Source organism: Polaribacter sp. BM10 (assembly GCF_002005425.1).
In the GTDB taxonomy this organism is placed as follows: domain Bacteria; phylum Bacteroidota; class Bacteroidia; order Flavobacteriales; family Flavobacteriaceae; genus Polaribacter; species Polaribacter marinaquae.
The window spans coordinates 940,567-959,091 of record NZ_CP019704.1 but is presented as its reverse complement, the minus strand read 5'-3'; the positions used below and the strand labels follow the sequence as shown (position 1 = coordinate 959,091).

Genomic DNA, 18,525 nt, shown 5'->3' with positions numbered 1-18,525 from the left:
TTGCAAAAGTACACTTTTTAATATTAATAGCAAGTTATGGATAGATTTGATAAAGTTCTTGTAACAATTTATTGTTTTTACCACGCATTTCCATTGTGATTTTATGAGTATCAAAATCAAATTTTAGCAAACCATAACTTATTTCTGATACAACATTTAGAACTCTATTTTTATTTTTTTCACCACTAAAATTTTTATAAGAATGTGTTAATCCACTAGAAGTAAAATCGATTAAAGGATAGTTTAAGTCTTTAACTTCTATTTTAGAAAACTCAGAAATATGTCTGTCGCCAGAAAGTAACAAAACACCCTTTGCTTTACTATTTGTTATTATTTGCTTTAATTTATCTACTTCATGCGGAAAATTACCCCAAGTTTCGTAACCATGTTCTTGAGATAAAACTTGTATACTGCTAACAATTATATTAAAATCTGCATTAGAGTTTTTTAGTTCTTTAGTTAACCAATCCCATTGTTGATCGCCCAAAACTGTGCCTTTGCCATATGTATTTGGCTTGTATCTTTTTTTAGTTTCGTTGTCGTCTGTTAAGGCAGTTCTAAAATAACGTGTGTCTAAAGTAAAGACTTTTATAGTACCTTTTGCTGTCTTAAAAGTTTCTGTGTGATAAATTCCTTTTTGGTTTCTGCGAGAATCATTAGCATCCACATTAAAAAAATCTAAAAAAGCTTTTTGAGCTTCTACTTTATTTGGAGATTCTTCACCACTATCATTAATTCCGTAATCATGATCATCCCAAGTAGCCATAACAGGAATGTTTTTAACTAAATCTAAATACCCTTTTTGATTTTTTTGAGTTGCATAATCTTCTTTAAGCTTTACTAAATTATGAGTGTCTGCATAAATATTATCTCCACCCCAAATCCATAAATTAGGTTTGTTTTTTTTTATTTCTTTCCAAAGTAAATTTTCTACATATTGTTTGTTACAAGATCCAAAAGCAATTGTAAAATCGTTTGCTTCATTTTCGATGATTGTGCCAGTTGATGTGCATGAAAAAATAAAAAAAGCACAGATAAAATAATAATATTTAATAATTAATTTCACTTTAAATAGGTTTGAGTTTTAAACAAATGTAAATTAATTTTTATTTTGAACAATGTTATTAAATTGTATATTCGCCACATATGATTTTAAAAGGATTTGAAGAGTTAAAAAAGTTTTTATCAGAACCAAGAAATATTGTAATTATTGGTCATAGAAACCCAGACGGAGACGCAATGGGTTCTACTTTAGGCTTATTACATTATTTAGAAAAAAAAGGTCATAAACCAACCGTTGTTGTACCAAATGAGTATCCAGATTTTTTACATTGGCTACCTGGTTCAAATAACACATATCGTTTCGATTGGCAAAACTCGCAATCTAAAAAGGCTATAGAAGCATCAGAAATTATATTTTTATTAGATTTTAATGCTTTGCACAGAGTTGGTAACGACATGCAGAATACATTAGAAAAGTATCCTAATGATTTTGCAATGATAGATCATCATCAGCAACCAGACGATGTAAAATATATGTATTCTGATGTTACAATTTGTTCTACATGTCAAATGGTGTATCAATTTATAGAAATGAACAATGATTTAGATTTAATTGATAAAGATATTGCTACGTGTTTGTATACTGGTATCATGACAGATACAGGTTCTTTTAGATTTAGATCTACAACAAGTACTACTCACAGAATTATTGCAAATCTAATTGACAAAGGAGCTAAAAACGATAAAATACATAACAACGTTTACGATTCTAATTCTTACGGAAGGTTGTTGTTATTAGGACAAGCACTAACAAATTTACAAATATTACCAGAATTTAAAACCGCCTTTATTACGTTAACCGAAGACGAAAAGAAAAAATTTGATTTTCAGAAAGGAGACACAGAAGGTGTTGTAAATTATGCTTTGTCTTTAAAAGGAATAATTTTTGCAGCAATTTTTATTGAAGATAAAGAGCAAAATATTATTAAAATTTCATTTAGATCTAAAGGTAAATTCTCTGTAAACAAATTTGCTAGAAATCATTTTGATGGTGGCGGACATGATAATGCAGCAGGAGGAAGATTTTCTGGTTCTATAGAAGAAATTATAGAAGAATTTAAAGCGCTATTACCAAAATATAAAACTGAATTAAAAACCTCTTATGAAGACTAATTTCTATTTTATTATTTTCTTATTATTGATTTTAGGTTGTTCTAAACCACAACCAAGAAGACCTATTAATCCGAAGGCAAGCACAACAATCTTTCAAGATAATATAGAAACAGCTAAGAAAATGGTGCAATTTGAAGATGAAAAGATTTTAGATTTTATTACAAAAGATTCTCTTAATGTTTATCAAAATTCATCAAACGGATTTTGGTACACATATAAAAATAAAAATGTAACAGATACCATTTCACCAAAAACAGGTGATGTTGTAGAGATAGAATACGATATTAGAGATTTGAACGACTCAATAATTTATTCTAAAGAAGAATTAGGTGTAAAAACTTACCGAGTAGATAAAGAAGATTTTATTTCTGGAATTCAAAAAGGAATAAAGTTGATGAAAATAGGAGAAACAATTACATTTGTTATTCCGTCTTATAATGCTTTTGGTATTACTGGAGATGGGAACAAAATAGAAATGAACAAAACAATTAAAAGTAACGTAAAATTAATAAACATTAAATAATTTATAAAAATGAAAATTGTAAAAAATTTAGCAGCAGTAGCAATTACAGTATCTATGTTTTCTTGCGGAAACCAAGTAAAAGAAGTTAGTTCTTTAGAAACAGAATTAGACTCTGTTAGTTATGCAGTTGGTTTAAGTATGTCTGGTCAATTAAAATCTAATTTTAGTGAAGTAGATAAAGATTTATTAGCACAAGGTATTAGAAATGGTTTAGACTCTACAAATTTATTAATTGAGAATAAAGATATTCAAAAAGTTTTAAGTTCATACTTTCAGAAGAAGCAAGAAGCTCAAATGAAAGAAATGCAAGCAAAAGCAGAAAAGGAAGCAATGGCTAAGTTTGGAGAAAACAAAAAAGCAGGAGAAGAATTTTTAGCAGAAAATAAAAATAAGGAAGGTGTAAAAACTACAGAAAGTGGTATTCAGTATATCATTTTAAAAGAAGGAAAAGGAGAAAAACCAGCAGGACCAAACTCTAGAGTAAAAGTTCATTATCATGGTACTAACTTAGATGGTAAAGTTTTTGATAGTTCTGTAGATAGAGGTACACCAGCAGAATTTGGTTTAAATCAAGTAATTAAAGGATGGACAGAAGGTGTGCAGTTAATGAAAGAAGGAGCAAAGTATAAATTCTTTATTCCACAAGAATTAGCGTATGGTGTGCAGCAAAGAGGAGAAAATATCAAGCCTTTTTCTACATTAATTTTTGAAATCGAATTATTAGAAGTTTTAAAGTAATAAAATGAAAAATTTTTTCATAGTTTCTTTATTATTGATTGTTCTAACATCTTGTAATACTCAAAAGTATAAAGATTTAGACAACGGTTTGTATGCAGAAATAGAAACCAATAAAGGAAATATTTTATTAGAATTACATGCAGAAAATGTACCCAAAACTGTAGCGAATTTTGTTGCTTTAGTTGAGGGTACAAATAGCAGATTAGTCGATTCTTTAAAAGGTAAAAACTTTTACGAAGGTATTATTTTTCATAGGGTTGTGCCTAATTTTGTAATTCAAGGTGGCGGATTTACACCAGAAGGTAGAAGAAGTGCAGGATATCTTTTTGGTGACGAATTTCCAAGAGATCAAAATGGAGATGTTTTGTATAAACACGACGATCAAGGTGTTCTTTCCATGGCTAATGGTGGTCCAACAACAAATAATAGTCAATTTTTTATAACACATAGACCAATTCCGCATTTAGATGGTAAACACAGTGTTTTTGGTAAAACTGTTGTGAATCCTTTTGAATTAAAAAAACTTCAACAAAAATATTCTGATTCTTTACAATTAGTAAAAGCAATAGATTCCACCAGAATGTCAGTGGTTAATAATATAGTTCAAAACGATACTATAAAAACTATAAATATTATCAGAATAGGTGATTTTGCAGAGAATTTTAATGCTGCAGAAGTTTTTGATAGAGAAGTTGAAAATTTTAATAAATCTCAAAAAGAAAAGCTAGAACAAGAAAAAATTCTAGAAGAAAAGAGATATGCTAAATATTTAAAAGCTAAAAAAGAATTTTTAATTGAAAAGGAAGAATCTAAAGCAACTAAAACAGGTACAGGTTTACGTATATTAAAACTAAAAGAAACGAACGGTAAAAAGGTAAATCCTAATAAATCTGTTACCGTAAATTATACTCTTTATATTGCAGATGGTACAAGAATGCAATCTTCTAGTGATGTTGGTAATCCTATAGTTTTTGATTTAAATGATGAAGCTAGACCAATGATAAGTGGATTGAAAGAAGGTATTTTGACTATGAGACAAGGCGAAAAAGCAAGATTGTTTATACCTTATACTATTGGTTTTGGTGATATAAAATTTGGGCCTTTTCCTGCAAAATCTGATTTGGTTTTTGAGGTTGAAGTTCTAAAAATTGGTAAGTAAGTTTTATGAATATTATTCAAAAAGACAAAGAATTACTAATTTTTCTAAATAATTTAGGAAATGAATATTGGGATCCGTTTTGGTTGACTGTTACAGATCAACGAAACTGGATTCCTTTATTTTTTTTAATTATGTTTTTGGTAATTAAAAAATTTGGTTGGAAAAAAGGAGGATTCGTTTTATTGGCGATGATTATTTTAGTAGCATTTTCAGATCAATTTACCAATCTAATTAAAAATTCTGTACAACGAATAAGACCGAATAATGATATTACTATAAAATATCAGCTTAGAACATTAATAAGTCCGCAAAGCTTTAGTTTTATGTCTGGTCATGCAACAACATCTACTTTCTTTACTGTATTTGTTATTTTATTACTTAAAGATGCGTACAAGTATGTGTACTTTTTGTTATTATTTCCAATGATATTTGCTTATAGTAGATTGTATTTGGGTATTCATTATCCAATAGATATTTTAGTAGGAATTCTAATCGGAATCACTTTTGCTAAAATTTATTTTTACTTATTTAATAAGTTAGATAAAAAGATTTTTAGTTAGTCTTTTTATTATTAAAATACAAGTATTTGGTAGCGTTATAATAAGCACTAAGTAAACTATCTAATTCTCTTGTTTTTCTTGGTAAATTATCTTTTAAATCTGTAAGCGATTTTTCTTTTAAATTATACAAACCATTAGATTTTGTAATGGTTGTTTTATAGTAATACAAACTATCTTCAATTATTCCTACCGCAGGTTCTCCTTTTATACCAAGGTATACAAAAGAGTTACTATTTGTGTAGGTACTATCTAAAAGGTTATTTCCTAAAGTATAGTTTGTGTGTTCTATTTTAGCTAAACTAATTAAAGTTGGAAATAAGTCAATTAATTTACCATTCTTTTTAATAACTCTTGGCTTTACATATTTAGGTGCGTGAATTAAAAAGGGTACATGTTGTGATTGAATATTTAAATCATATTCTTTAGAATACAAATCTGTTTTTGTCATAGCAGTATTATGATCACCAAAAAATGCAAAAATTGTATTATCATAATAACCAGATTCTTTTGCTCTTTTTAGAAATATACCTACATTAAAATCTAGATATCTAAGAGCATTTAATTGATCTACAGATTTAAATCCGCTTTTTTCTAATTCATTTTTAGAAATATCATTTTCTTTTAAAGGTTTGTAGCTTTCCTTAGCATCCGGTACTGTAAAAGGCATATGATTTGTTGCTGTTTGTATATAAGCTACAAAGGGTTTGCCTTTTTTAGATATTTTTTCTAACTCTTTATTAGCTTCTTTAAACAATTCATAATCATCAATTCCCCAAACATCTGCTCTATTTTCAGTTTCGTAGCTTCCTTCTTCAAAAATTTTTAAACCTTTAACATTCGATTGAAAAATACTTCTAATATTTGCCCAATTTGCACTTCCGCCTAAAAAATATAATTTTTCATAATCTGTAAACTGATCAAAAAGAATTCTTTGATCTTGTAAAAGAGGATTTCTAGAAGCTGTTCTAATATTTTCGATATCTGGTAAACCGGTTACACTTGCAAAGACACTAGCAGCTGTACCAGATTTATGTACATAAAAATTAGGAAAGCTGATGCTTTTTTGAAGTAAAGAATCTAAAATAGGTGTACTATTTATCGGGTTGCCATAATAGCTCATTGGTTTAACACCAACGGATTCTAACATAACAATAATTACATTTGGTTTCTCTTTAAATGTTGTTTCAAAATTTACTTTTCTAGAAAATGATATAGAATCTTTTGGTAATTTTAAGTGCTTAGAAATTACAGGGTAATATTTATTAAATTCTTTCATATTTACGCCTTCACTTCTGTAGGCAAAACTGTCAAAAAAATATAAAACAGGATTTAAAGTAAATTGATTTACAGCATTATTTTTAGAAAAAAAAGCTTGACTCCATCGAAGAGGATAGTGAGTAAAACTATTATAAATTCCGAAAGAAAGAATCAAAAATGTTCCAATAAAATAAAGTGATTTAACTTTGTTAGTAATAAGAGTTTTTTGAGTTGTAAATGAGTTGTAAATAAATTTAGAAAACCAAAATACAGCAATACCAAGTAATAATAACCCGATTAAACCTTTATAAATAGGGTAGCTTTCTACTAAAACCTTACTAGAAATTTTTAAATTACTTAAAAAGCGTAAAGAAGAAGCGTCTAGCCTAATGTTTAAATAGTCATAATACCCAAAATCGAATAAAAAGAATAGCGTTAAAATTACATAACCAATTAAGAAATAAATATTTGCAATAATTTTGAATATTTTTTTACTTAAAAATTTATAGTTGGTAATTAATACTAAAATAGCTGTTGGAAAAATTGTTATTACAGCTAATTTTAAATCGAAACGTGCTCCTAAAAAGAAACCTTTTTTTACATCACTAATTGCAATATTATCTAACTCGAAAAATAAAAAGTAAAATAAAATTCTAAAGAAAAATATATAAGCAAACAGAAAAATAAGATGAGTGAAAATATACTTAATATAGTTTGGTATTCTTTTGAACATTATATTTTTTAACTGCAAATATATTATTTTTCGGTTACTAATAAATTTATAAATGTTTTCAAAAACTTTGCCTATCCTGTATTTAAAAAATAATTTAATGAAATACTTTTACTGATGAACGTTGATTCATCAAAATTTATAATAAATAAACATGGTTTAATTTTTAGTTTATTCTATGAAATACAGAGAATTAAAAAAATATAAAATGTAGATTTCATTTCTTCAATTTCAACAGAATTAAATATTATGTTTATTGTGAATAAACTTACGTCTTTTAAGTAGAAAATGGACTTAAAAAACGATAAAAATAGTTAAATTTGCAGCTTATAAACCCGAAAAAAGGAATATGAAAATATCATACAATTGGTTAAAACAGTTTTTACAAACAGATTGGGATGCTGTTAAAACAGGCGAATTATTAACTGATTTAGGTCTAGAAGTAGAAGGAATAGAAACTAAAGAATCTATTAAAGGAAGCTTAAAAGGCATTGTTGTTGGTGAAGTTTTAACATGTGTGCAACACCCTAATGCAGATAGATTAAAAGTAACTACAGTAGATTTAGGTAACGGAGAACCTGTACAAATTGTTTGTGGTGCACCAAATGTAGCTGCTGGCCAAAAAGTACCTGTTGCAACCATTGGTACTACTTTATATGATGATAAAGGAGAAGGGTTTAAAATAAAAAAAGGTAAAATTAGAGGAGAAGAAAGTCATGGAATGATTTGTGCCGAAGACGAACTAGGTTTAGGTTCTGGACACGATGGTATTATGGTTTTAGATGAAACTCTTACTACAGGAACACCTGCTGCAGAAGTTTTTAATATAGAAATAGATCAAATTTTTGAAATTGGTTTAACTCCAAATAGATCTGATGCGATGAGCCATTTTGGTGTTGCTAGAGATTTAAGAGCGGGTTTAATGCAACAAGAAATTAATTTAGAATTAATTTCTCCTTCAGTAAGTGATTTTCATGTTGATGAAAGAACACTCCGTTTTGATGTTGAAGTAGAAAATAAAGAACAAGCTCCTAGATATTGTGGTATTACAATTACAGATGTAACCGTTAAAGATTCTCCGGAGTGGATTCAGAATAGATTAAAAGCAATCGGTTTAACGCCTAAAAACAATATTGTAGATATAACTAATTATGTTTTACATGAATTAGGACAACCTTTACATGCTTTTGATGCTCAGAAAATAAAAGGAAATAAAGTTTTAGTTAAAACTTTAGAAGAAGGAACAAAGTTTACAACATTAGACGATGTAGAAAGAGAATTGTCATCAGAAGATATTATGATTTGTGATGCAGATTCAAATCCACTTTGTATTGCAGGTGTATTTGGAGGAAGTAAATCTGGTGTTACAGAAAATACAACTTCAATTTTCTTAGAAAGTGCATATTTTAATCCGGTTTCTGTTAGAAAAACAGCTAAAAGACATGCTTTAAATACAGATGCTTCTTTCCGTTTCGAAAGAGGAATCGATATTAATATGACAGAATATGCTTTAAAAAGAGCTGCTTTGTTAATTGAAGAATATGCTGGCGGAAAAATGGGATCTGATATTTCTGATTTCTATCCTGAAAAAGCAGAAGATTACCAAGTGTTTTTATCTTACGAAAATGCATACAGATTAATTGGTCAAGAACTACCAAAAGAAACAATTAAAAATATTTTAGCTTCATTAGAAATTAAAATTAACAGTGAAACTGCAGGTGGTTTAGGATTAACAATTCCTTTTTACAGAACAGATGTTCAAAGAGAAGCAGATATTATAGAAGAAATTTTAAGAGTTTACGGTTATAATAATATCGAATTTTCTCATAAATTAAATACTTCTATTTCTTTTGATTCTAATAAAGATTCTAAGATAGAAAATGTTGTAGCAAATCAATTATCTGCTTTAGGTTTTAATGAAACTATGGCAAATTCTTTAACAAAACCGCATTATGCAACTTTATCAGAAAATATAAATGAAGAAGCTAATGTAGAAATGTTAAACCCATTAAGTAACGATTTAAAGGTGATGCGTCAGTCTTTATTATTTAGTGGTTTAGAGTCTGTTTCTTACAACATCAATAGAAAAAATAATGCTTTAAAATTTTATGAGTTTGGTAAAACTTACCATAAATACAATGATAAATATCAAGAAGATAAACACCTAACATTATTTGTTACTGGTAACAGAACAAATGATACTTGGGTTCAGAACAATAAGCAATCAGATTTTTTCTACTTAAAAGGTATAATAACGAACATTCTTGGTAGGTTAGGGGTAGATAAACTAAAAACAACGCCTTCTAAATTAGATGTTTTTTCTGAAGGAATTACCCTAAGTTTAGGTAAAATGAAACTTGTAGAATTTGGAGTTGTTAAAAGAGCTTTATTAAAAGAATTCGGAATTAAACAAGAGGTTTTATTTGCAGATTTTAATTGGGATACGATTTTAAAAATTACTGGGAATAAAAACATTAAAATTGCAGATTTGGCTAAGTTTCCTGCTGTAAAAAGAGATTTAGCATTATTGCTAGATACTAAAACCGAATTTAAAGAGCTTTATAATGCTGCTTTTCAATCAGAAAAAAAGTTATTAAAAGAAGTTGATTTATTTGATGTTTACGAAGGTGAAAATCTACCAGAAGGTAAAAAATCTTATGCAGTTAGTTTTTTATTGCAAGATGAAACAAAAACCCTAGCCGATAAACAGATTGACAAAATAATGCAAAAACTTCAGCAAACTTTCGAAAAGAATTTTAATGCTGTTTTAAGATAATTTATAAAAGCTCCATGTTATTTGGGGCTTTTTTTATACCCTAATTTTATGTACAAATTAATTATACGACCTATTTTATTTTTATTTGATCCAGAAAAAGTTCATTACTTTACATTTTCTTTAATTCGATTTTTATGTAAAATCCCGTTGATAGCACCTTTATTTAGAAAAGTATATCAAATTAATGATAAAAAATTAGAACGTAATTTATTTGGATTAACTTTTAAGAATCCTGTAGGTTTAGCTGCTGGTTTCGATAAAAATGCAGTTTTATACAATGAGTTGGCAAATTTTGGTTTCGGTTTTATAGAAATAGGAACAGTTACACCAAAAGGTCAAGTTGGTAATCCTAAAAAAAGACTTTTTAGATTAAAGGATGATAAAGGTATCATTAATAGAATGGGTTTTAATAATGATGGTGTAGAAGAAGCTATTAAAAATTTAAAAAAGAATAAACATAAAGTAATAATTGGTGGTAACATAGGTAAAAATACAACTACTTCTGCTGAAGATTATACCAAAGATTATTTAGAAGTTTTTGCAGAATTACATCCTTTTGTAGATTATTTTGTTTTAAATGTTAGTTGTCCAAATGTAGGAAGTCATGCTAAATTAAATGACAAAGATTATTTAGTTGAATTGATTACAGAATGTCAAAACAAGAACAACCAGTTTACAATTAAAAAACCAATTCTGCTTAAGATTGCTCCGGATTTAAATAATGTACAATTAGACGAAATAATTGAGTTAGTTGCAGAGACCAATATTGATGGTGTAATTGCCTCAAATACTTCTACTAAAAGAGATAATTTAAAAGCGAGTAAAGAAAGGTTAAATGAAATTGGTAACGGTGGTGTTAGTGGTCAACCTATAAAAAATCAAAGTACAGCAGTAATTAAATATTTAGCCGATAATTCTAATAAAAGTTTTCCGATTATTGGGGTAGGAGGTATTCATTCTGCAGAAGATGCTTTAGAAAAATTAAACGCAGGTGCAGATTTAGTGCAAGTTTATACAGGATTTATTTATGAAGGACCAAGTTTAATCAAAAAAATAAATAAAGCTATTTTAAATAATTAACTATTTTTATTATTATAATTAAATTATTGATTTACTTATAAAATGATAGAAACCCTTTTTTCGTTTTCCATAGCAACCTCTATGCTAGCTTTATCGCCAGGACCTGATAATATTTTTGTTTTAACTCAAAGTATTGTTAATGGTAAAAAATACGGTTTAGCAACTGTTTTTGGTTTGATAAGTGGTTGTTTAATTCATACGACATTATTAGCTTTCGGAGTTTCAGCAATAATTAAAGAGTCGGAAAGTGTCTACTTAACAATTAAAATATTTGGGGCTATTTACTTATTATATTTAGCTTATAAGGTTTATAAATCTGACGATAATATTGAACTTTCACAAAATAATATTCAAAAAAAATCTACGCTACAATTATTTAAGCAAGGATTTATCATGAATGTTTTAAATCCTAAAGTAACTATTTTCTTTCTTGCCTTTTTTCCCGGGTTTTTATTCAGTGATCAATTAAGTACAGTTATCCAATTTTATGTTTTGGGTTTAATTTTTATGTTAGTTTCTTTAGTAATCTTTTCTGGAATAGCAATTTTATCAGGAAAAATATCTGAAAAAATAAAGCTCAATAATAAAATAGGTTTTTATCTAAAATGGATGCAAGTAATTGTTTTTACACTAATCGCTTTCTTAATTTTATATAAATAAAAAACTCGTAAAAAATTAATTTTACGAGCTTTTAAAGTTTTTAAATTTTATAGTCTAGCTTTCTCTACGTTTTCTTCCGAATCCGCTAGAAGCTTTTCTATCTCCTCCGCTTCTAGAACTTCTGTCTGGTCTATCAGAAGAACGTCTATCAGAACGAACTCTATTTCCTGAATCACTTCTTCTAGAAGATGATGAAGAACCTTCAGAACTTCTACGTCTACCAAAACCGCCATCTTTTTTACCAAAAGATTTTTTGCGTCCGCCTCTTCTTCCGCCACCAGAGCGTTCTTTTTTAGTAACTTCTACATTTACAGATCTACCTTCAAAATCAGGTTGATTGCTAGAGAAAGTTTCTAAAGTTTTGTCTTCGAAGTTTTTATCAATTTCAAAGAAAGAAAAAGTATCTAGAATATCTATAGCACCAATTTCAATTTTATCACCGATATTTTGCTCGTTAATTAAACCAATTAATTTACCTGGATTTAAATTATCTTTTCTACCAATATTGATGAAAAAACGTGTCATGTTTTCATTAGTAGATCTTGCTCTAGAGTTATCTCTAGAAGACAAATCGTTTAAATCTTTAGCGTTTTCGTAGTATGCCAACATTGTATTGAATTCTAACGAAACGAATTTTTTAATTAACTCTTCTCTATCTAAAGATTCTAATTTTTCATAAATACTTGGTAAAAACTCGTTAATTTGAGTTTCATTTACTTCTATATTTTGAACTTTATCGATTAAATGCATTAATTGATTCTGACAAATTTCTTTACCAGAAGGCACTTTAGCTTCAACAAATTTCTTTTTTATTATTCTTTCTATTTGTCTTAGTTTTCCTTTTTCTTTACCATTAACTAAAACTATAGAAATACCCTTGTTACCAGCTCTACCAGTTCTACCACTTCTATGATTGTAGTTTTCTACTTGGTCTGGTAATTTATGGTTAATAACGTGCGTTAATTCAGTAACGTCTAATCCTCTTGCTGCTACATCTGTTGCAACTAAAATTTGAATTGTCTTTTTTCTGAATTTACCCATTACAGAATCTCTTTGTCCTTGAGATAAATCTCCGTGCAAAGAATCTGCATTGTAACCGTCTTTAATTAAATTATCTGCTACTTCTTGAGTTTCTCTACGAGTTCTACAAAAAATAATAGCATATATATTTGGATTTAAATCTGCGATCCTTTTTAATGCTGGATAACGAGTTCTTTCTGTTACAGCATAATACTCATGACTTACATTATCAGAACCTTGGTTCTTTTCACCAGAAGTAATTTCTACTGGCTTTGTCATGTAGTTTCTTGCAATAGCTTCTACTTCTCTAGGAAAAGTTGCAGAAAATAACAATGTTTGTTTCGTTTCTGGTGTAGCATCTAAAACGCTATCTAACTCATCTTTGAAACCCATGTTTAACATTTCGTCGGCTTCATCTAAAACTAACCACTCAACGTTTCCTAATTTTAATGCTCTTCTATTGATTAAATCTACTGTTCTACCTGGAGTACCAACAACTATCTGAGATCCTTTTTTTAAAGATCTAATTTGTTCTTCCATACTAGAACCACCGTATACTGTAGTTACTTTTACGTCTGGTAAATATTTACAAAAGTCTTTGATGTTGTTACCAATTTGTACTGCAAGTTCTCTTGTTGGAGATAAAATAATTGCTTGTACATTTTTACTATTAGAATCTAAAAGTTCTAAAATTGGTAAACTAAAAGCTGCAGTTTTACCTGTACCTGTTTGTGCAAATGCTTTTAAATCGTCTGTAGAAGAAATAATTTGTGGAATTGCTTTTTCTTGAATAACAGTTGGTTTTTCGTAACCTAAATCTGTTAATGCTTTGTTTATAGGTTCTTTTAAACCTAACTCTAAAAATGTTGACATTACTGTGTTTTTGTAGATTCACAGAACGCCCACCTGCAAATCAATTTATAAATTTCGACTTGATTTTCTATGAGTTACCTCAAAATTAAAATCGTGCAAAGGTACGTCAAATTAACTTAATAGCAAGTCTTTAAGTGTTTAATTGTTTTTGCTTAGTTCTTTAAGCTGATTATTAATGTTATAAGACGATATTGCGGCATAACCATTAGTAACAACTCCGTTTTTATTTACAAGAATTGTTCTGTTCATTTTACTTTTAAGGAAATTTTCTTTTAAATCTTTAGAATTAATGTAGTACTGATTTTTAATATCAATATTTTTAATTCTATTGTTATTGTTGCCATCAACCTCTATCACAGCAAAATTTAAATTTGGAAATTTTTTCTGTAAGTATGGTATTCTAGAGCTTAAGAAAGATTTAGACATATATTCTTTGTTCCAAAATAATAGAACAGAATTTTTATTTTTTGTAAAATCTGTGATATCTATTGATTGATTGGTAAAATCAAAAATAGAAAAACCTTTAACTTTATCTCCTTTATGAATTACCTTATTATCTTCTAAAACATTTTTTACTAATCTTATATCATCTTTATTTGTAGAAAGCTTAAAAAATAATTCAAACGATTCATTATTAATATTGCAACTAGATTTCCTGTAAAAATGATCTAAAACGGTTCTTTTAAGTAGAGCATTTTTAGAATCTTTTGAATTTATTTCTTTATCTATTGTATTAAGTAAATCTACTGTAAAAGCAGTTGTAAAACTATCTTGCTTTGGTTTATGACCTAAAGCATATGTTTTATTATAAAGGTAATTAGTAATGTATCTTGCATAAGGCGTGTAATACATTAAATCATTGTTATTGTATTCTATATTTTTTCTGTAATTATAAAAAGAAGAGTTAATTTCTGGAAAATCCTTTTTTCTTAAACTATAAACATGATTGGTAGGATATCTTTCTGCTCTAGAATAGATAGTATAAGTTAATGCTGTTTTAAGTATTTTAAAATAGTTATCAGTTTCATTAGGATGTCTTTCAATGTATTCTTTATAGGTTTCTAATCTAACATTAATAATAGAATCTACTTTTTCTTGGTATTTGTTTGGTGATAACCTATTTAATTTATAAAAAAGTTTTCTTTCATTTTCGTCTTCAAGAAAAATATCAATTAAAATATTATTACGTTCTGCACCTTTGCCTGCAAATACTAAAGATTCATCAAAATCCCAAGTATTTAAACGCAACATTAAACTGTCTTTTGGTTCTAAATAAATGTATTGGTTTTCGTTACCATGTTTAAAGTAATACAAACCTTCATCTAAATTATTAAATGTACCAAGAAACTTGTTTTTTTTGTCTAAAGTAAGTGTGTCTATTAATTTATCGTTTGCATATAAAACAACAAATTTAGTTTTAGGGTTTATAATTTTACCACCAAAATAAGTATTGGTGTTATTGCCACTATTTGTACAACTTTGCATTGCTACTAATAGTAATAAAAGCGGTGCAATTAATATGTAATTTTTACTCATATATATAAAACGCAAATATAGTATACAAATGTAAAAATTAGAACAATGTAAGGTTGTTAATTCACTGTTAAAATAGTTTAAAAGAATATTTAGAAATCAATTTTTTACTTAGAAAAGTATTAACGATTATGGGTAAAAAGAAAAATGGAATTTGTACTTTTGCACAAAATTCAAAAAAGCTTATTTATGTTATCAGTATCTAATTTATCTGTTCAATTTGGAAAACGTATTTTGTTCGACGAAGTTAATACAAAATTTGTTCAAGGAAATTGTTATGGAATTATTGGAGCAAACGGAGCCGGAAAATCTACATTTTTAAAAATTATTTCTGGCGTGCAAGAACCAACTTCTGGTCAAGTGCACTTAGAAACAGGTAAACGTATGTCTGTTTTAACGCAAGATCATTATGCTTTTGATGAGTATCCGGTATTAGAAACCGTAGTAATGGGAAACAAAGATTTGTTTAAGATAAAAAAACAAATTGATGCTTTGTATGCAGATTATACTGATGAAAATGCAGAAAAAATAGGAGAACTTCAAATTGTTTTTGAAGAAATGGATGGTTGGAATGCAGATTCTAATGCTGCCGCAATGCTATCTAACTTAGGTATAAAAGAAGATTTGCATTACACTTTAATGAAAGATTTAGATGGTAAGCAAAAAGTACGTGTGTTAATAGCACAAGCTTTATTTGGCAATCCTGATGTATTAATAATGGATGAGCCAACCAACGATTTAGATTTCGAAACTATTGCTTGGTTAGAAAACTTCTTAGCTAATTTTGAAAATACAGTAATTGTTGTATCGCACGATAGACACTTTTTAGATGCTGTTTGTACGCATATTTCTGATATAGATTTCGGAAAAATAAATCATTACTCTGGTAATTATACGTTTTGGTATGAATCTAGCCAATTAGCTGCAAAACAAAGAGCACAACAAAACAAAAAAGCTGAAGATAAGAAGAAGGAATTAGAAGAATTTATCCGTCGTTTTTCTGCAAACGTTGCAAAATCTAAACAAGCAACTTCTCGTAAAAAAATGATTGATAAATTAAATGTTGAAGATATTAAACCGTCTAGTAGACGTTACCCAGCAATTATTTTTGATAGAGATAGAGAAGCTGGTGACCAAATTTTAAATGTAGAAGGTTTATCTAAAGAATTTGAAGGAGAAAAATTATTTAATGATGTTCATATCAATCTAAATAAAGGAGATAAAGTAGCTGTAATTTCTAAAAACTCTAGAGCGGTAACAGCTTTTTATCAAATTATAAATGGAAATGAAGACGCAGATGCTGGTAAATTTTCTTGGGGAGTTACAACTACGCAATCATATTTACCACTAGACAACTCTAACTTTTTTCAAGATGGAAATTTAAATTTGGTAGATTGGTTACGACAGTATGCCCAAACTGAAGAAGAAAGAGAAGAAGTATTTTTACGTGGTTTCTTAGGGAAAATGATATTTTCTGGAGAAGAAGCTTTAAAGAAAAGTAATGTGCTTTCTGGAGGTGAAAAAGTACGTTGTATGTTGTCTAGAATGATGATGAAAAGAGGAAACGTGTTAGTTTTAGATGAACCTACCAATCACTTAGATCTAGAATCTATTCAATCGTTAAACAATGCCTTAATTAATTTTAAAGGAACTGTTTTATTTACAACGCATGATCACGAGTTTGCACAAACAGTTGCAAATAGAATTATAGAGTTAACACCAAAAGGTGTTATTGATAGATATACAACTTTCGAAGAATATTTATCTGACCCAAAAATTAAAGAATTAAGAGATAAGATGTATTCTTAAGAATAACTTATCATTAAAATAAAAAAAGGAAACCAAATTAAATTGGTTTCCTTTTTTTTATGTGAAATTTTTGAAGTTAGTTTTTTAACGGACTAATAATTTTTACATCAGAAAAAGAAATTGCACCTCTAACAACACCATCAATAGTTTTCTTTAAAGCTTCTATTAATTGCATTTTTAACTGAGATTTATGATAAATTAAACTTACTTCCCTCGCTGGTGGCGGATTTGTAAATTCTCTTAAATGGCTTTTATCTGTTGCATTTAAATCTAAAGTATGTAAATAAGGTAACAATGTCATGCCCAAACCTTCTTTAGATAGTTTTATTAAAGTATCAAAACTTCCGCTTTCTAGCTGGAATCCTTTTTTATTATCTTGTTTATGAGTTCTACATAAATTAATAACACTGTCTTTAAAACAATGACCATCTTCTAATAACAAAATATCTTCCATTTCTAATTCATCTGCAGTAATTTGTTTAGAATCAAATAATCTATGATTTCTTGGCACCAAACCAACAAAAGGTTCGTAATATAAAGGTCTTTCTTTTATTGCTTCATTTTCTAAAGGTGTGGCAGCAATTGCAGCATCTATATGTCCGTCAGTTAATTTTCTAACTATATCTTCTGTGGTTAATTCTTCAATAATTAATTTTACTTTCGGATATTTTTTAGTAAAATTTTGCAAGAACATTGGTAACAACGTTGGCATAATTGTAGGTATAATTCCTATTTTAAATTCACCACCAATATATCCTTTTTGTTGATGTACAATATCTAAAATTCGGTTACTTTCATCAACAATAACTTTAGCTTGCTCTACAATTTTTCTACCAACCTCTGTTAGTTCAATTGGTTTTTTAGATCTATTAAAAACTTTTACGCCTAATTCATCTTCTAATTTTTGTATTTGCATACTTAAAGTAGGTTGTGTAACAAAGCTATGTTCTGCTGCAACCGTAAAATTTTGGTATTCTGAAACAGATAAAACGTATTTTAATTGAGTAATAGTCATTTATATAAGAAATTTTGATAAAGATATTAAAACTATCAATAATTATTATCTAAAAAGGGGGTTAATTTTGATTAAATTTGATGTACACTTAAAAGAGAATAAAATGAGCAAATCAATATTAGGATTAGATAAAAAAGACAGTGCAAATTTAGTTGATAATTTAAACGGATTATTAGCAAATTTTCAAATATATTATCAAAATTTAAGAGGTTTACATTGGAATATCAAAGGAAAAAATTTCTTTGAATTACATGTAAAGTTCGAAGAGTTTTATACAGATTCGCAAGTTAAAATAGATGACATTGCAGAAAGAATTTTAACATTACAAGGTAAACCACTACACACATTTACAGATTATTTAGAAGTTTCTTCTGTTGCTGTTGGTAAAGATATTTCTAATGATGTAGAAGGAGTAGAGCTTGTTGTAAATTCATTATCAGAATTATTAAAAATTGAAAGAGAAATATTAGATTTATCAGATAAAGCAGATGATGAAGGTACAAACTCTATGATGAGTGATTTTATCGCAGAACAAGAAAAAACAATTTGGATGTTAAATTCTTGGTTAGGAAAATAATCTATAATTTTATTAAATATAAAAGGGAGCAAATTGCTCC

At 28.0% G+C, this 18,525-nt stretch carries 15 protein-coding genes; 10 read left to right on the top strand and 5 right to left on the bottom strand.

Annotated elements, in window-relative coordinates; genetic code table 11:
• Positions 1–34: 34 nt before the first annotated feature.
• On the bottom strand, positions 35–1,066 hold the full coding sequence (locus BXQ17_RS04190) for an alkaline phosphatase D family protein (protein WP_077809435.1): 1,032 nt from the start codon (positions 1,064–1,066) through the stop codon (positions 35–37).
• An 80-nt stretch (positions 1,067–1,146) separates the two neighbouring features.
• Here BXQ17_RS04190 and BXQ17_RS04185 point away from each other — a divergent pair, with 80 nt between their 5' ends.
• From BXQ17_RS04185 to BXQ17_RS04165, 5 genes are read left to right on the top strand one after another with little or no spacing between them, the layout of a single operon-like run.
• Entirely contained in the window at positions 1,147–2,175 is a 1,029-nt protein-coding gene (locus tag BXQ17_RS04185) for a bifunctional oligoribonuclease/PAP phosphatase NrnA (RefSeq protein WP_077809434.1), read from the top strand.
• A complete protein-coding gene (gldI, locus tag BXQ17_RS04180) occupies positions 2,165–2,698 on the top strand; it encodes a gliding motility-associated peptidyl-prolyl isomerase GldI (protein WP_077809433.1) in 534 nt (177 codons plus the stop codon). The genes BXQ17_RS04185 and gldI overlap by 11 nt, the downstream gene beginning before the upstream one ends.
• 9 nt (positions 2,699–2,707) lie before the next feature.
• Entirely contained in the window at positions 2,708–3,436 is a 729-nt protein-coding gene (locus BXQ17_RS04175; protein WP_077809432.1) for an FKBP-type peptidyl-prolyl cis-trans isomerase, read from the top strand.
• Positions 3,437–3,440: 4 nt separating this feature from the next.
• Complete coding sequence (locus BXQ17_RS04170) at positions 3,441–4,595, top strand: peptidylprolyl isomerase (RefSeq protein WP_077809431.1); 1,155 nt, start codon at positions 3,441–3,443, stop codon at positions 4,593–4,595.
• 5 nt (positions 4,596–4,600) lie between these two features.
• Positions 4,601–5,155 carry a phosphatase PAP2 family protein gene (locus BXQ17_RS04165; RefSeq protein WP_077809430.1) on the top strand — a complete coding sequence of 185 codons (555 nt, stop codon included), beginning with the start codon at positions 4,601–4,603 and terminating at the stop codon, positions 5,153–5,155.
• On the opposite strand, the gene BXQ17_RS04160 is transcribed toward BXQ17_RS04165, so the two are convergent.
• Complete coding sequence (locus tag BXQ17_RS04160; protein ID WP_077809429.1) at positions 5,148–7,145, bottom strand: LTA synthase family protein; 1,998 nt, start codon at positions 7,143–7,145, stop codon at positions 5,148–5,150. The genes BXQ17_RS04165 and BXQ17_RS04160 overlap by 8 nt on opposite strands.
• Positions 7,146–7,491: 346 nt before the next feature.
• Here BXQ17_RS04160 and pheT point away from each other — a divergent pair, with 346 nt between their 5' ends.
• From pheT to BXQ17_RS04145, 3 genes are read left to right on the top strand one after another with little or no spacing between them, the layout of a single operon-like run.
• The gene (gene pheT / locus BXQ17_RS04155; RefSeq protein WP_077809428.1) at positions 7,492–9,918 is read left to right on the top strand and encodes a phenylalanine--tRNA ligase subunit beta; all 2,427 of its coding nucleotides are present in this window, start codon (positions 7,492–7,494) and stop codon (positions 9,916–9,918) included.
• Positions 9,919–9,966: 48 nt separating this feature from the next.
• Positions 9,967–10,998: a quinone-dependent dihydroorotate dehydrogenase gene (locus BXQ17_RS04150; RefSeq protein ID WP_077809427.1), complete on the top strand. Its 1,032-nt coding sequence runs from the start codon at positions 9,967–9,969 to the stop codon at positions 10,996–10,998.
• A 42-nt stretch (positions 10,999–11,040) separates the two neighbouring features.
• A complete protein-coding gene (locus BXQ17_RS04145; RefSeq protein ID WP_077809426.1) occupies positions 11,041–11,658 on the top strand; it encodes a LysE family translocator in 618 nt (205 codons plus the stop codon).
• Between the two features lie 54 nt (positions 11,659–11,712).
• Here the strand turns inward: BXQ17_RS04145 and BXQ17_RS04140 are convergent, their stop codons facing one another.
• Positions 11,713–13,551 carry a DEAD/DEAH box helicase gene (locus tag BXQ17_RS04140; protein WP_077809425.1) on the bottom strand — a complete coding sequence of 613 codons (1,839 nt, stop codon included), beginning with the start codon at positions 13,549–13,551 and terminating at the stop codon, positions 11,713–11,715.
• Positions 13,552–13,689: 138 nt separating this feature from the next.
• Entirely contained in the window at positions 13,690–15,087 is a 1,398-nt protein-coding gene (locus BXQ17_RS04135; RefSeq protein ID WP_077809424.1) for a hypothetical protein, read from the bottom strand.
• 186 nt (positions 15,088–15,273) lie between these two features.
• Between BXQ17_RS04135 and BXQ17_RS04130 the strand changes: the two genes are divergently transcribed.
• Positions 15,274–16,893, top strand: a complete 1,620-nt coding sequence (locus BXQ17_RS04130; RefSeq protein ID WP_077809423.1) for an ABC-F family ATP-binding cassette domain-containing protein — start codon at positions 15,274–15,276, stop codon at positions 16,891–16,893.
• A gap of 76 nt (positions 16,894–16,969) precedes the next feature.
• Here the strand turns inward: BXQ17_RS04130 and BXQ17_RS04125 are convergent, their stop codons facing one another.
• Positions 16,970–17,908, bottom strand: coding sequence for a hydrogen peroxide-inducible genes activator (locus BXQ17_RS04125; protein WP_077809422.1), 939 nt, complete (start codon positions 17,906–17,908; stop codon positions 16,970–16,972).
• Positions 17,909–18,011: 103 nt separating this feature from the next.
• Between BXQ17_RS04125 and BXQ17_RS04120 the strand changes: the two genes are divergently transcribed.
• On the top strand, positions 18,012–18,485 hold the full coding sequence (locus BXQ17_RS04120; protein WP_077809421.1) for a Dps family protein: 474 nt from the start codon (positions 18,012–18,014) through the stop codon (positions 18,483–18,485).
• Positions 18,486–18,525: the final 40 nt, after the last annotated feature.